Raw genomic sequence first — 14,066 nt, 5'->3', positions numbered from 1 at the left:
GGACGCTCGCCTTCCCCGCCGTCCTCCTCTTCAACGGGCCGCTGGCGCTCGGGGCCTTCGCGCTCGGGCTTCTGGCCCATCGCCACGGCTTTCTCGAGCCGGGGAGCGCCGCCTTCGCCCGCGTCGAGCGCGCGATCCCCTGGCTCCTCCTCGTGGCGGTGCCCGCGAACGCCGCCTATGCCGCCGCGGCGACGTCGACCGGCCTCCAGCCCTGGGTCTCGGCCGCCGGATGGGCCTGCCTCGCGCTCGGCAGCCCGGCGCTCGCCTCGGTCTACCTCTGGGCGACGGTGCGCCTCGCGCGGACGGGGCGCGCGGGCGATCCCGGCATGGGGCGCGCCTCGCTCTCGGGCTACATCCTGCAGGGCATCGTCGCGGGGCTGATCTTCAACGGCATCGGTCTCGGCCTCCACGGCCGGTTCGGGCTGGCGGAGCTGGTGGCCCTCGCGATCCTCGTGGCTTTCACCGTGGACCTGATCCTCCGCCTCTGGCTCCGGGTCTTCCGCACCGGGCCGTTCGAGGCGGTCCTGCGGCGGATCACCTACGGGGCGGCGCGGTCCTGAAGCCAGGCCTCCACCCAGTCCGCGCGCTCCGCCACCGGGGCGCGCGGCAGGAGGCGGGGCGCGTATCCGTAGCGCGGCAGATCGCGCGCGAGCCGGTCGTATTCCGCCACTGCCGCGTCCCAGCCGTGGCGACGCTCCGCATCCTGGCCGAAGAGCTCGGGCCAGGGTGGCGCGAGCAGCGCCGCGTCGTAGCGGCAGCGCGAGAGCGGCGCGGCGGGCACGGGCGCGCCCAGCTCATCGAGGCCCGAGACCGCGTCGATCGCGCCGCGGTCGAAGAAGACCGGCCCCGCGTATCCGGCCGCGCGCGCAAGATCGGCCTCCGCGAGGTCGAGGCAGGCGCGCAGAAAGCCGGGCAGGTCGTCCCACGGCGTCGGCCCGCCCGCCCGGATCACCCGGCGGCCCGGCTCCTCCACGGTGGCGAAGCCGCGTCCGGCGAGGGCCGCGAGCAGCGTCGACTTCCCCCCGCCCGAGCAGCCGGTGAGCAGGATCAGCTTCCCGCTCATCCCTCCGACCGCGACAGGGCGTGGAGGATCGCCAGCGCCTCCTCCGCGCGGTCCTCGGGGATGAAGGCGTGGTCGTGGCGGAAGGCCGCGACCATGTTGCAGGGGATGCCCGCCCCGGCCAGCGCGCCCGCGACGGCGGCCGTCAGGCCCACGCCGTCGAGCGCGGAATGCACGGTGAGCGTGAGGCAGGCCATGGGCAGCGACACGTCGAGACCCGCCTCCCGCGCCGCCTCGAGCGGCAGGATCACCGACAGGCCCTCGGCCTCGGCGAAGGTGGCGATGGCGCCCTCTGGCGCGGCGGGCAGCGTCGCGAAGACATAGGCCCCCTCGCGCCGCACCGGGGCCATGCCCCGGATCATCGCGGACCGGTCGCGGACCGGCGGCATCAGCGGAGCTTGAGCGTGGCCAGCCCGATCAGCGCGAGGATCAGCGAGATGATCCAGAAGCGGATCACCACCTGCGGCTCGGCCCAGCCCTTCTTCTCGAAATGGTGGTGGATCGGCGCCATCAGGAAGACGCGCTTGCCGGTGGCCTTGAAGTAGGCGACCTGCACGATCACGCTGACCGCCTCGGCCACGAAGAGGCCGCCGACGATGGCCAGCACGATCTCGTGCTTGGTCGCCACCGCGATGGCGCCGAGCGCCCCGCCGAGCGCGAGGCTGCCGGTGTCGCCCATGAAGACGGCGGCGGGCGGCGCGTTGTACCACAGGAAGCCGAGGCCCCCGCCGATGAGCCCGGCGGTGAAGATCAGGAGCTCGCCCGTTCCCGGCACGTAGTGGACGTCGAGGTACTCGGTGAAGTCGACCCGGCCCACCGCGTAGGCGATCACGCCGAGCGTCCCGGCCGCGATCATCACCGGCATGATGGCGAGCCCGTCGAGACCGTCCGTCAGGTTCACCGCGTTGGCCGAACCCACGATCACGAACATGGCGAAGGGGATGAAGACCCAGCCGAGGTTGAAGAGCACATCCTTGAAAACCGGCACGGCAAGCTGCGAGGACAGCTCGGCCGGGTGCACGTAGGTGGCCGCGACGGCCGCGACGGCGGCGATGGCGAAGCCGATGGCCAGCCGCACCTTGCCCGACACGCCCTTGGAGCTGCGCCGGCTGACCTTGGCCCAGTCGTCGGAGAAGCCGAGGAGCCCGAAGGCCACCGTCACGCCGAGGACCATCCAGACATAGGGGTTGTCGAGCCGCGCCCACATCAGCGTCGAGAGCGTCAGCGCCGCGAGGATGAGCAGCCCCCCCATCGTCGGCGTGCCGGCCTTGGTCGCGATGTGATGCGCCGGGCCGTCCTCGCGGATCGGCTGGCCGGCCGCGTACTTGCGCCGGAGCGCGTTGATCAGCGGACGCCCGAAGAGGAAGCCGAAGATCAGCGCGGTGAAGAAGGCGCCCCCGGCGCGAAACGTGATGTAGCGGAAAAGATTGAAGAAATCGCCGCCATCGGACAGCTCGCTCAGCCAGAACAGCATTCAGAGGGACCCTCGGGAATTGCCGGGCCTCGCTTGCCCGAGTTTCCTCAGCGCGTCAACCACGCCTGACACGCGGCTCCCCTTGGAGCCCTTCACGAGCACGACGTCGCCCATGCGCAGGTCGCGCGGCAGGAGGCGGGCCAGCTCGGCCGCGTCCTCGCCGTGACGGCCCCGGCGCGAGGCCGGCAGCGCGAGGTGCAGGTGCTCCATCAGCGGGCCCGCGGTGTGGACCACGTCGATCCGCGCCATGGCGGGCAGGTCGGCGATGCCGGCGTGGATCTCGGGCGCCTCGGGGCCGAGTTCCAGCATGTCGCCGAGGACCGCGACGCGCCGCCCGCCGCCCTCGGGCTCGGCGGCGGCCAGCACGTCGAGCCCCGCGGCGAGCGAGGCGGGATTGGCGTTGAAGGCGTCGTCGATCAGCTCGATCACGATCTCGCCCGTCCGGCCGAGGTCGATCCGCTCGCGCGTGCCCCGCCCCGAGGGCGGCGACCAGTTGGCGAGCGCGATCGCCGCCTCCGCCACATCGGCGCCGACCGCCTCGCAGGCCGAGAGCGCGATGAGCGCGTTCATCGCCTGGTGCCGACCCGGCACGGCGAGCTTGAAGAGACGCTCCTCCCCCGCCATCCGCGCGCGGACGACCGTGCTCGTGTCCGAGAGACGCACCTCGGTCAGGCGCATCTCCGCCCCCTCCGCCTCGCCGAAGCGGATCAGGCGCGCGCCGACGGCGCGGGCCTTGTCGAAGAGGATCGGCGCCGTCTCGACATCGGCATGGGCGAGCGCGATGCCGCCCGGGGCGAGCCCCTCGTAGATCGAGGCCTTCTCGTGCGCGATGCCCTCGATCACGCCGAAGGCCTCGAGATGCGCGGGCGCGACCGTGGTGACGATGGCCACGTCGGGGCGCGCCATGCGCGCGAGCGGCGCGATCTCGCCGGGATGGTTCATGCCGATCTCGATGACGGCGAACTCGGTGTCGGCGGGCATCCGCGCCAGCGTCAGCGGCACGCCCCAATGGTTGTTGTAGCTCGCCTCGGCCGCGTGGGTTCGGCCCTGCGGGGACAGGGCGGCACGCAGCATCTCCTTCACGGTGGTCTTTCCGACCGAGCCCGTGACGGCGATGACCTTCGCCCCCGTCCGCGCCCGGGCCGCGCCGCCGAGCGCGACGAGCGCGCCGAGCACATCCTCCACGATCAGGAGGCGCGCGGGGTCCAGCCCCTCCGGCACGCGCGACACCATCGCCGCCGCCGCGCCCTTCGCCAGCGCGTCGGCGACGAAGTCGTGCCCGTCCCGCGCGGCGGCGAGCGCCACGAAGAGGTCGCCCGGCGCCACCGTCCGGCTGTCGATGGAGACGCCCTGCGCCTCCCAGGCGCCGCCCGCCTTGCCGCCCGTCGCGGCCTCGGCCTCGGCCGATGTCCAGAGCGTCGCCCTCATGCCTTGCCCTCCAGCGCGGCGACCGCCACGCTCGCCTGTTCCACGTCGTCGAAGGGATAGACCACGTCGCCCACCTGCTGCCCCGTCTCGTGCCCCTTGCCCGCGATCAGCAGCGCGTCGCCCGCCTCGAGCGCATCGACCGCGCGCAGGATCGCCTCGGCCCGGTCGCCCACCTCGGTCGCCTCGGGGCAGCCCTGGAGGATCGCGGCGCGGATCGTGGCGGGGTCCTCCGAGCGGGGGTTGTCGTCGGTCACGATCACCACGTCCGCGTGGGCCGCCGCCGCCTGCCCCATGAGCGGGCGCTTGCCCCGGTCGCGGTCGCCGCCCGCCCCGAAGACGACGTGGAGACGGCCGAGGACATGGGGCCGGAGCGCCTTCAGCGCGTTCTCCAGCGCGTCGGGCGTGTGCGCGTAGTCGACATAGACCGGCGCGCCGTTCGCCCGCACGCCCGCAAGCTGCATCCGCCCCCGCACGCCGGTCAGCCGCGACAGGACGCCGAAGACGGCGTCCGGCTCCTCCCCGGCGGCGATGGCGAGGCCCGCCGCCGTCAGCACGTTCATCGCCTGGAAGGCGCCGATGAGCGGCAGGCGCAGGCGCACCGGGCGCCCCCAGGCCTGCACGAGGAGGTCCTGACCCCTCTCGTCCAGCCGCCGCCCGGCGATCTTCAGCTCCGCCGCCTCGGCGTATTGCGCGACGCCGATCACCTCCGAGCCGCGCGCCTCGACGATGTCGGCGACGCGCTGGCCGTAGGGGTCGTCGACGTTCACGACGGCCACGCCCTCCTCGGGCAGGAGCTCGGTGAAGAGGCGGAGCTTGGCCTCGAAATAGGCCTCCATCGTGCCGTGGTAGTCGAGGTGGTCCTGCGTGAGGTTGGTGAAGGCGGCGGCGCAGGGCTCGACCGCCTCCATCCGCCGCTGGTCGAGCCCGTGGGACGAGGCCTCCATCGCCACGCGGTCGATCCCGTCGGCCTTGATCCGCGCCAGCAGCGACTGGAGCGTCAGCGCGTCGGGCGTGGTGTGGACGCCGGGGGCGGAAAAGCTGCCCTCCACCCCTGTCGTGCCGACGTTGACCGCGCGGTGGCCCAGAAGCTCCCAGATCTGGCGCGTGAAGCTCGCCACGCTGGTCTTGCCGTTGGTCCCGGTGACGGCCACCAGCGTCTCGGGCCCCGGCCCGAACCAGAGCGCGGCGGCATGGGCCAGCGTCGCGCGCGCGTCCTCGGCCACGATCAGCGCGGCGCCGCTCTCGCCCAGCGCCCCGGCGGCCAGCGCGGCGCCCTCGCGGTCGGTCAGGACCGCGGCGGCCCCGTCGGCCAGCGCCTTGGCGATGAAGGTCGCGCCGTGGACGCGCGTGCCGGGAAGCGCCGCGAAGAGCGTCCCGCGCCCGACCTTGCGGCTGTCGATGGCGAGGCCCGTCACGGTGACGTCCGCGCCGCCCTGCACCGGCAGTCCCAGTTGCGAGAGCGTCTTTCCGGTCGTCGTCATGCGGCACTCCGGGGGCCGACCGCGCCCCCCGCGGTCAGTTCGAACTGCTGGATAGCTGAACTTCGGGGGCGGGTTCAATCTCGGGCCGGAGACCGAGGAGGGGCGCGACCCGCCGGATCACCTCGGCGGCGACGGGAACGGTGGTCCAGCCAGCGGTGCGGCGCGGCTCGGGGCCCGAGGTCTCGGTCGGCTCGTAGAGCGTCGTCACCAGCACGTATTCGGGGTCGTGCGCGGGAAAGACGGCCGCGAAGGTATTGATGTTGCGGTCCTCGTAGTAGCCGCCGCCGCGGGTGCGCGGCATCTCGGCCGAGCCGGTCTTGCCGCCGACGGCGTAGCCCTCGACCTCGCCGAAGCTCGCCGTGCCCTCCGTCACGGTGGCGCGCAGGAGGCCGCGCATCAGCGCGCTCGTCTCGGGCGAGATGACGCGCGCGCCGGGCTCCATCGGTCCCGTCCGGCGGAGAAGCGTGGGCGTCACCAGCGTGCCGCCGTTGACCATCGCGGCATAGGCCGCCGCCAGGTGCACCGGCGAGGTGGAGATGCCGTGGCCGTAGGAGATCGTCAGCGTCGAGACCTCGCCCCAGCGGTCGGGAAAGAGCGGCCGGCCGCTCGGCGCCTCGACCATCTCGAGACGCGTGGGTTCCAGCAGACCCAACCGGTCGAGGAAGGCGCGCTGCCGCTCGCCGCCGATCAGCTGCGCGATCCGCGCGGTGCCGATGTTCGAGGAATGGGTGAAGATCTCGAAGACGCTCTGCTCGGGCCCGCGGCTGCGGAAGTCCGTGATCGAGAAGCGCGAGATCCGCATCGGCCCGCGGGTGTCGAGCACGTCGTCGAGATCGACCAGCCCCTCCTCCAGCGCCTGCGCGACGGTGAAGGTCTTGAAGACCGAGCCGAGTTCGTAGACGCCCTGAAGCGCGCGGTTGAAGAGCGGGCTGTCGCCCTGGTCGCCCTCCGTCAGCGGGCGGGGCCGGGCGTTCGGGTCGAAGTCCGGCAGGCTCGCCATCGCGACGATCTCGCCCGTCTCGGCATGCATCAGGACGGCCGAGGCGGCGGACGCGTTCATCAGCGCCATGCCGCCAGCCAGAACCTCCTCGACCGCGGCCTGCACCGTCAGGTCGAGCGACAGTTCCAGCGGCCCGTCGCGTGCGGGGTCGCGCAGGATGTCGTCGAAACGCGCCTCGACGCCCGCGACGCCGACGATCTCGGCGGCGTTCACCGCCTCCTGCCCGAAGCCCGCGCCGCCCAGCACATGCGCCGCGACCGCGCCGTTCGGGTAGAGCCGCATCTCGCGCGGCCCGAAGAGCAGGCCGGGCTCGCCGAGGTCGTGGACCAGTTGCTCCTGCTCGGGCGAGATGTAGCGGCGGAGCCAGATGAAGCGGCTATCCGAGGTGAAGCGGCGATGGAGCGCCTCGGCGTCGAGGTCGGGAAAGATCGCGGCGAGCCCGTCGGCGGCGGCGCGCGGATCGACGATCTCGTGCGGGTGGGCATAGAGCGCGTTCGTCGCGAAGTTGGTCGCCAGCACCCGCCCCTGCCGGTCCACGATGTCGGCGCGGGTGTTCAGGATCGAGCTGCCGGAGACGGCGACGCGCGGCTCCTCCGCCTCGGACGTGGCGAGCGCCGCCATCTTGGTGCCGACCGCGCCGAACCCCATCAGAAAGCAGATCGCGACGAGGAGGAGGCGGCTTTCTGCGCGCACCCGCATCCGGTCGCGCTGCGCCTCGTGGCGGAGGCGCAGGTTCTCGCGCTCGATCGCATCGGGGTTCTCGCCCTTCTGGCGAGCCTCGATCACGCGGGCGAGCGGGCGGAGGGGCGTGCGGATCACGGCGCCTGACCCTCCGCGGTCGAGGCGCTGCCGAGGAGGAGGTCGTCGTCCGCGATCTCCTCGGGCGGTCGCGGCATGGGCAACTCGGCCAGAAGGCCGAACTGCTCGGGCACCATCGGCAGGAGGCCGAGCCGGTCGAAGTTGAAGTCGGCGAGCTCGCGCAGGCGGTCGGGCCGGTTGAGATAGGCCCATTCGGCGCGCAGCACGGCGAGGCGCTCGCGCTCGGCGCCGATCCCGGCCTGCAGACGCTCGACCTCGCGGATCGTCTCCTGCGTCAGGATCGTCTGGTGATAGGCCCAGTAGCCGAGGCCGATGACGGCGAGCGCCGCGAGAAACAGGGGAAAGCCGCGCATCAGTGAAGCCCCCCCACCTGCGGCAGGCCGAGGCGCGCGGGATCGACGGGCGCGGCGGGCGCCTCCGTCCGCGTCGCCACGCGCAGCTTCGCGGAGCGGGCGCGCGGGTTGCCGGCCACCTCGTCCTCGTCGGCGGCGATCGCCTTCTTCGGCGTCAGCACGAAGCCCGGCTCACGTTGCGCCTCGGCCGGTGCGTGGCGTGAACCACTGCCACCGGCCGAGGCGCGCTCCGCGAGGTACCTCTTCACGATCCGGTCTTCGATCGAATGGAATGTCACCACGGCGAGCCTGCCGCCGGGCTTCAGGGCGCGCTCGGCGGCGGCCAGCGCCTCCGCGAGCTGGCCCAGTTCGTCGTTCACCGCGATGCGGATCGCCTGGAAGCTCCGCGTCGCGGGATGGCTCTGCCCCGGCTTCTTGCGCGGCAGGCAGGATTCAACGATTCCCGCCAGTTGGAGCGTGGAGACGATCCGACCCTTCGCGCGCTCGGCGACGATGGCGCGCGCGATGCGGCGCGCGGCCCGCTCCTCGCCGTAGTGGAAGAGGATGTCGGCCAGGAGCGCCTCGGGCGCGTCGTTGACGATGTCCTCGGCGGAAAGCCCCGCCTGCCCCATCCGCATGTCGAGCGGCCCGTCGCGCAGGAAGGAGAAGCCACGCTCGGCCCGGTCGAGCTGCATCGAGGAGACGCCCAGATCGAGCGTCACGCCGTCGAGCGCGGGATGCCCCGCCTGCGCCGCATGCGCGTCGAGTTCGGAGAAGGTGCCGCGAACGAGGATCAGCCGATCCCCCCACGCCCCGGCCCAGGGCGCGGCCATCTCGAAGGCGAGCGGGTCGCGGTCCACCCCGATCACGACATCCGCCCCCGCCTCAAGCAATCCACGGGCGTAGCCACCAGCGCCGAAGGTTCCATCGAGCCACACGCCAGAAATCGGGGCGACGGCCCTCAGGAGCGGCCCAAGAAGGACCGGCGCATGCGGTGTTTCCGCCCCGGAGCCCGTCATGCGTCATCGGCGTCGGCCAGAGCGGCGCGCTTCCGGTTGGCAAGCGACACGGGATTGAAGAATTCTTTTCCGCCACTGAGTTTCTCCAGCATCTTCAGGGCCCTGGCGTCGGCGGCCTCCCCGTCTGCCGGCTTCAGGATGTGGAACTTCTGCCCCTTGCCCTGGAACAGCGCCTCGCCGTCGAGGTCGAGCTTGTCGCGGGCCGCGGGCGGCAGGACGAAACGGCCGGTATCGTCCACGCCGACCTCGTCGCACTTCACGAAGTAGAGATATTCGAGGAGCTCGCGCTCCTCCTCGCCGTCGTCCATCGCCTCGATGCGCGCCACGAGGTCGTCGTAGTAGTCGCCCGACAGGCACTCGACGAAATCGGTCGTGGGGTTTCCGTAGGCGATGTAGAGGCGCGCGGCGCCGCCGGGACCGCAGCGGCTGTCGCCGGCCTGGAGCGCACGACGGAACTTGGCCGGAAGCGAGATCCGGCCTTTCCCGTCCAGTTTGTTCAGGCTTTCGCCCTGAAACCTGCTCTCCACGTGCGTTCGCCTTCCATGGCGCCTTCTTTTCGCCGTTTTTCGGCCTTATTCGGGCTCCGGGAACGGAAACGGCGGATTGAGCAAGCTGCCACTGCTCAATCCGCCGCCCTCGTCCCATCGCTGGGTGTCCGACTGCGCAGGCCACCTGGGGGGATGTCTGCTCGCTTGCGCGCCGGATCTCTTTGTTCTGGCGTTCGAGATTGCCTGTATGAAACTGCCGTTTTTTGTTTTTGGTGCGGGCCTTTGCGGCCCGTCTTTCGATCTCGTTTGCCGATGAACAAGATGTGCCACGGGAATTTCTCCCAATCAACACCTTTTTTCGGGAATTTCCGCCACCGAGCGCCAAAGTCCGCAGGGAACACGCCCGCCCCATGGGTCCGCATGGTCCCGCAATGGCGAGGAGTGGTGGATAGGGGCGAAAAGGCCGCAAGATATGGGGCCACAGCGGCCGTGGGAGAGAATTCCCCAGCCGTGGAAGAAAATGGCGAAAAAATCCGGGCGGAACACCCGAAACGGGCCTTTCACGCCCTCCGAGGGGGACGAATCACCCCACGCGGCCGGTCAGGAAGCCTCGGTTCAGGCCATCCCGCCCGCGATGAAGCGGCGGGCGAGCGCGGCATAGGCCTCGGCCATGGGGCCGTCCCCGGCGGCGACGGGCGTGCCCGCGTCGCCCGCGATCCGCGTCTCGAGGTCGATGGGCAGCGAGCCGAGGAAGGGCAGGCCCAGCCGGTCGGCCTCGGCCTTCACGCCGCCCTGGCCGAAGATATGCTCCTCGTGGCCGCACTTGGGGCAGTGATAGACGCCCATGTTCTCGATCAGGCCCAGAACCGGCGTTTTCAGGAGCTCGAACATGTTGAGCGCCTTGCGCGCATCGAGGAGCGCCACGTCCTGCGGCGTGGAGACCACGATCGCCCCCGTCACCTCCGAGCGCTGGCAGAGCGTCATGGCCACGTCGCCCGTTCCGGGAGGCAGGTCGACGAGGAGGATGTCGAGCTCCCCCCACTCCACCTGCGTCAGCATCTGCTGGAGCGCGCCCATCAGCATCGGCCCGCGCCAGACCACGGCCTTCTCCTCGGGCAGCATGAAGCCGATCGACATGCAGGTGACGCCATGCGCCTTGAGCGGGATGATCGTCTTGCCGTCGGGCGAGGAGGGGCGCTTGTTCACGCCCATCATGCGCGGCTGCGACGGCCCGTAAATGTCGGCGTCGAGAAGGCCGACGCGCCGGCCCTGGCGGGCCAGCGCCACGGCGAGGTTCGAGGCGACGGTGGACTTGCCCACGCCCCCCTTGCCCGAGCCGATGCCGATGATGTGGCGCACGCCCGAGGGTTTCATCGAGCCCTGCTGCGGCTTCATGTGCCCCCCGATCTGGAGGCTCGGCGGCTCGCCCGCCGGCGCGCGCGGCGGCGGCGCCTTGGCGGCGGGACCGTGCGCCGTCAGCGCGACCGTCACCTGCTCCACGCCCGGGATGCGCCGCACCACCTGCTCGGCGGCGAGGCGCACGGGCTCCATCCTCCGGCCCGCCTCGGGGCTGTCCGCCTCGAGGATGAACGAGACCCGCCCGCCCTGCACGCTGAGCGCGCGCACCATGTCGCGGCTGACCACGTCGCCGCCGTCCGGCAGGCCCAGGGTGGAGAGCGCCTCGAGGATGGTCTCGCGGGTGGGCTGCGTCATGTCCGGTCCTTCCTTGCGCACGCGACGGGTTTCCCCGCCAGATATGCCAAGTTTCAGGCGCGTGCACCCCCCAGCCGCCACGCCGCCAGCAGGACGACCCCCAGGCCGCCCGCGACCGCCAGCGCGAGGCCGATCCCCATGACCTCGGCCAGCCCCCCGATCAGCGCCGCGCCGAGGGCGACCGTGCCGAAGCCCACGACCGTCCAGAGGCTCATGACCCGGCCGCGATAATCGTCCGGCAGGTCGGTCTGGATCGCGGCCTGGAGGCTGACCCCGCACCACGTCGCGCAGAAACCCGCCGCGGAGGTGGCGGCCAGCGCCAGCGGCCAGGCGGGGGCGAGGCCCATGCCGACCATGGCGAGAAAGCCCGCGAAGCTCGCCCCGATGACGGCGGGCGGGATGCGCGCGCCGAAGGCCGCGAAGCCGAGGAACTTGACCGAGGCCGCAAGGACCGCGCCCGCGCCCGCCGCCGCCGTCAGCATGCCGAGGCCCGCCGCCCCCTGTCCGAAGGCACCGTCGGCCAGCACCGGCAGCACCTCGAGCGCGCCGCGCACCAGCGTCGCGAAGACCAGCGTGAGCAGCAGCGCCTCGCGGATCAGCGGCGCGTCGAGCGCGAAGCGCACACCCTCGCGCAGCTCCGTCGCCCAGGGCGCCCGCGCCCGCGGCGGCAGCTCGCGCGGACGGAGCGAGGGCAGCACGAGGAGCATGGGCACATAGCAGGCGACCGCCACCCAGAGCGCGAACCCCGCCCCGAAGCCCGCGATCATCCACCCGGCGAGGACCGGCGCCACGAGCCGCGCGAGGTTGAAGTTCAGCGCCGTGACCGAGACGACGTGCTGCACCAGGTCCCGCGCCACGAGCCGGGGGCCGAGCGACATGCGCACGGGATGATGCGCCGAGGAGACGAGGCCGATGGCGAGCGCCGCCGCCGCGATGCCCCAGGCGCCCACGAAGGGCAGCGACACGGCGAGCGTGGCGAGAATCGCCGCCATCAGCCCGTTGGTCGCCAGCGCCGCCCGGCGGATGTTCACCCGGTCGGCCATGACGCCGAAAACCGGCCCCGCGACGATGGTGGGCGCGAGGCTGAGGGCCGCGACGAACCCCACGAACCCGGCCGAGCCCGTCCGCTCCCACGCGAGCCAGGACAGCGTCACGCGCTGCACCCAGATCGCCTGCACGGCGAAGAAGACGCCCAGAAAGAAGCGCGAGAACTGCGCATCCTTGAAGGCGCCGCCGGCGATCACGTCCAAAGCGCTTTCGGTGCTGTCGCCGCAAGGGCGCCCGACCCATGCAATTTCTGCATGGCAGCATTGAGGGCTCGGTTATTGTGCACCCGCAGCATTTCCCTATCTACTCGTCTCAACGGGGAGGAAGAACACTCCCACTCGCGACTGGTCCCGGAACGGGCCGACCCGCGCAGCAAGATTTGAGGACGACATGGCTTACGTATCGAGCAAGAGGACCACAAGCCTCTCCATCGGCGGACGTTTCGCCGAGATGGGCAAGCAGGCCGCCGAGGCCTGGACAGCATGGCGGCTGTATCGCCGGACGCTGGACGAGCTGCAAGCTCTGTCCGCCCGCGAACTCGCCGATCTGGGCCTGAACCGCAGCATGCTGCGCCAGGCGGCATTCGAAGCGGTCTACGGCAAGGTGGACTGAGACAAGGATTTCCCGCGGCCCTCCTCCTCCCTTCGGGCCCCGGGAATTGCGGGTGCATCCCCCTCCTCCCTCGGGATGCATCCGCCAGAATACCCGGCCGCGGGGCCGGGTCACGGGAACGGCCCCTCCTCCTCCCTCGGGGCCGTGACTGCAGGCGGTGGACCCTCCTCCTCCCTTGGGTCCGCCGCCACACCAAATTCGGCGCCTCCTCCTCCCTTATGGCGTCGAGTTCTGGCGGCGGTGCTCTCCTCCTCCCTTGAGCATCGCCGCCAATTTTCTCCTACCCCCGTTCATCCTTGGGCGAGCCCATCACCACATAGGTGGTGATCGTCGCGAGCTGCGGCAGCGCCCCGAGGATGTCGGTGTGGAAGCGCTTGTAGGCCGGCAGGTCCGCCGCCTCGACGCGCAGGAGGTATTCGACCGTCCCCGTCACGTTATGGCACTCCCGCACCTCGGGCGCGGCGCGCATCGCGCGCTCGAAGGCCTCCTGCGCCGCCTTCGTGTGCGTCGAGAGGCCGACGGTCATGTAGGCGAGGAAGCCCACCCCCATCCGCGCGGGGTCGAGCACGGCACGGTAGCCCGCGATCACGCCCGCGGCCTCGAGCGCCTGCACCCGGCGCAGCGTCGCCGAGGGGCTCAGCGCCACGCGCTCGGCCAGCGCGAGATTGCTGATCCGTCCGTCCTCCACGAGGACGCGCAATATCTGGCGGTCCTTCTCGTCGATCTCGGTCATGTATTGCGCAATCTGAGCCGAATCCCACGATTTTGCAATTTCATTTCGCGGTTTGTCGCCCAGATTGCGGCCCATGACGCCCGACATCCTCGCCGCCCTTGCCGTCTTCGCCTTCGCCTCCTCGGTCACGCCGGGGCCGAACAACATCATGCTGCTCGCCTCGGGCGCGAATTTCGGGCTGAGGCGGACGGTGCCGCACATGCTTGGCATTTCCGTCGGGCACGCGGTGATGGTGGCGCTGGTGGGCCTCGGGCTGCTCGGGCTCTTCGCCGCCCTGCCCTGGCTCCGCACCGCGCTCATGGTGCTGAGCGCGGCCTATCTCCTGTGGCTCGCCTGGAAGATCGCGAACGCCGCGCCGCCGGGCAGGGCCGAGGCGACGGGCCGCCCGTTCACCTTCCTTCAGGCGGCCGCGTTCCAGTGGGTGAACCCCAAGGCCTGGTACATGGCGATCTACGCGCAGACGAACTACGCGCCTGCCGACGCGCCGCTGCTCGGGCCCGTCCTCGTGGCGCTGGTCTTCGCCGCGGTGAACCTGCCCTCGGTCACGGTCTGGGCCTGGGGCGGCACGCAGGTGCGCCGCTGGCTCGAGGCGCCGGGGCGGCTGCGCGTCTTCAACGTGACGATGGCGGTCCTGCTGGTGGCCTCGCTCTGGCCGATGCTCACGTCGCTGGAGTGAACAGCCCGGCGTCGCGGCTCGGCCCCGAGACGGTCCGCGACCGCATGGAGCGGAGGTCGACCATCACGCAATCGGGGTTGGCGGCGCGCGCCGCGCCGAGCAGCGCCCGCGCCGCGCCCTTGCCCCGCATCAGCGCGAGCCGGTCGTAGCGGCCCTGCAGAAGCATCAGGCGCGCCTGCGCGAG

General features: G+C 71.7%; 16 protein-coding genes. 3 read left to right on the top strand and 13 right to left on the bottom strand.

Features of this window, described 5'->3' with window-relative positions; translation table 11 throughout:
* Positions 1–560, top strand: a 560-nt coding sequence (locus tag ACTS11_RS21185; protein WP_442642261.1) for a DUF418 domain-containing protein, incomplete at its 5' end; no start/stop codon positions are given.
* On the opposite strand, the gene ACTS11_RS21180 is transcribed toward ACTS11_RS21185, so the two are convergent.
* From ACTS11_RS21180 to ACTS11_RS21130, 11 genes are all read right to left on the bottom strand, one after another.
* Positions 539–1,063 carry an AAA family ATPase gene (locus ACTS11_RS21180; RefSeq protein WP_442642260.1) on the bottom strand — a complete coding sequence of 175 codons (525 nt, stop codon included), beginning with the start codon at positions 1,061–1,063 and terminating at the stop codon, positions 539–541. The two genes, ACTS11_RS21185 and ACTS11_RS21180, sit on opposite strands and share 22 nt — an antisense overlap.
* Positions 1,060–1,449: an ACT domain-containing protein gene (locus tag ACTS11_RS21175; protein WP_442642259.1), complete on the bottom strand. Its 390-nt coding sequence runs from the start codon at positions 1,447–1,449 to the stop codon at positions 1,060–1,062. Before ACTS11_RS21175 ends, ACTS11_RS21180 begins: the two co-directional genes overlap by 4 nt.
* A complete protein-coding gene (gene mraY, locus ACTS11_RS21170; RefSeq protein WP_442642258.1) occupies positions 1,449–2,534 on the bottom strand; it encodes a phospho-N-acetylmuramoyl-pentapeptide-transferase in 1,086 nt (361 codons plus the stop codon). The genes ACTS11_RS21175 and mraY overlap by 1 nt, the downstream gene beginning before the upstream one ends.
* The gene (locus ACTS11_RS21165; RefSeq protein ID WP_442642257.1) at positions 2,535–3,962 is read right to left on the bottom strand and encodes a UDP-N-acetylmuramoyl-tripeptide--D-alanyl-D-alanine ligase; all 1,428 of its coding nucleotides are present in this window, start codon (positions 3,960–3,962) and stop codon (positions 2,535–2,537) included.
* A complete protein-coding gene (locus ACTS11_RS21160) occupies positions 3,959–5,443 on the bottom strand; it encodes a UDP-N-acetylmuramoyl-L-alanyl-D-glutamate--2,6-diaminopimelate ligase (protein WP_442642256.1) in 1,485 nt (494 codons plus the stop codon). Before ACTS11_RS21160 ends, ACTS11_RS21165 begins: the two co-directional genes overlap by 4 nt.
* A gap of 34 nt (positions 5,444–5,477) precedes the next feature.
* On the bottom strand, positions 5,478–7,262 hold the full coding sequence (locus tag ACTS11_RS21155; RefSeq protein ID WP_442642255.1) for a peptidoglycan D,D-transpeptidase FtsI family protein: 1,785 nt from the start codon (positions 7,260–7,262) through the stop codon (positions 5,478–5,480).
* Complete coding sequence (ftsL, locus tag ACTS11_RS21150; RefSeq protein ID WP_442642254.1) at positions 7,259–7,615, bottom strand: cell division protein FtsL; 357 nt, start codon at positions 7,613–7,615, stop codon at positions 7,259–7,261. The genes ACTS11_RS21155 and ftsL overlap by 4 nt, the downstream gene beginning before the upstream one ends.
* Positions 7,615–8,613, bottom strand: coding sequence for a 16S rRNA (cytosine(1402)-N(4))-methyltransferase RsmH (gene rsmH, locus ACTS11_RS21145; protein ID WP_442642253.1), 999 nt, complete (start codon positions 8,611–8,613; stop codon positions 7,615–7,617). Before rsmH ends, ftsL begins: the two co-directional genes overlap by 1 nt.
* Entirely contained in the window at positions 8,610–9,140 is a 531-nt protein-coding gene (locus ACTS11_RS21140; protein ID WP_442642252.1) for a division/cell wall cluster transcriptional repressor MraZ, read from the bottom strand. Before ACTS11_RS21140 ends, rsmH begins: the two co-directional genes overlap by 4 nt.
* 576 nt (positions 9,141–9,716) lie before the next feature.
* Positions 9,717–10,814: an Mrp/NBP35 family ATP-binding protein gene (locus ACTS11_RS21135; RefSeq protein ID WP_442642251.1), complete on the bottom strand. Its 1,098-nt coding sequence runs from the start codon at positions 10,812–10,814 to the stop codon at positions 9,717–9,719.
* Positions 10,815–10,867: 53 nt separating this feature from the next.
* Positions 10,868–12,058, bottom strand: coding sequence for an MFS transporter (locus ACTS11_RS21130; protein ID WP_442642250.1), 1,191 nt, complete (start codon positions 12,056–12,058; stop codon positions 10,868–10,870).
* A 193-nt stretch (positions 12,059–12,251) separates the two neighbouring features.
* Between ACTS11_RS21130 and ACTS11_RS21125 the strand changes: the two genes are divergently transcribed.
* A complete protein-coding gene (locus ACTS11_RS21125) occupies positions 12,252–12,473 on the top strand; it encodes a DUF1127 domain-containing protein (RefSeq protein ID WP_442642249.1) in 222 nt (73 codons plus the stop codon).
* A gap of 280 nt (positions 12,474–12,753) precedes the next feature.
* Here the strand turns inward: ACTS11_RS21125 and ACTS11_RS21120 are convergent, their stop codons facing one another.
* The gene (locus tag ACTS11_RS21120) at positions 12,754–13,206 is read right to left on the bottom strand and encodes an Lrp/AsnC family transcriptional regulator (RefSeq protein ID WP_442642248.1); all 453 of its coding nucleotides are present in this window, start codon (positions 13,204–13,206) and stop codon (positions 12,754–12,756) included.
* 73 nt (positions 13,207–13,279) lie between these two features.
* On the opposite strand from ACTS11_RS21120, the gene ACTS11_RS21115 reads away from it, so the two are divergent.
* Positions 13,280–13,882 (top strand): LysE family translocator, encoded by a 603-nt coding sequence (locus ACTS11_RS21115; protein WP_442642247.1) that lies wholly within the window; start codon positions 13,280–13,282, stop codon positions 13,880–13,882.
* Here ACTS11_RS21115 and ACTS11_RS21110 read toward each other — a convergent pair.
* Positions 13,866–14,066, bottom strand: a 201-nt coding sequence (locus ACTS11_RS21110) for a hypothetical protein (protein ID WP_442642246.1), incomplete at its 5' end; no start/stop codon positions are given. The two genes, ACTS11_RS21115 and ACTS11_RS21110, sit on opposite strands and share 17 nt — an antisense overlap.

Source organism: Roseicyclus sp., assembly GCF_052168335.1.
In the GTDB taxonomy this organism is placed as follows: Bacteria; Pseudomonadota; Alphaproteobacteria; order Rhodobacterales; family Rhodobacteraceae; genus Roseibacterium.
This window is presented reverse-complemented; position numbering and strand designations above follow the sequence as displayed.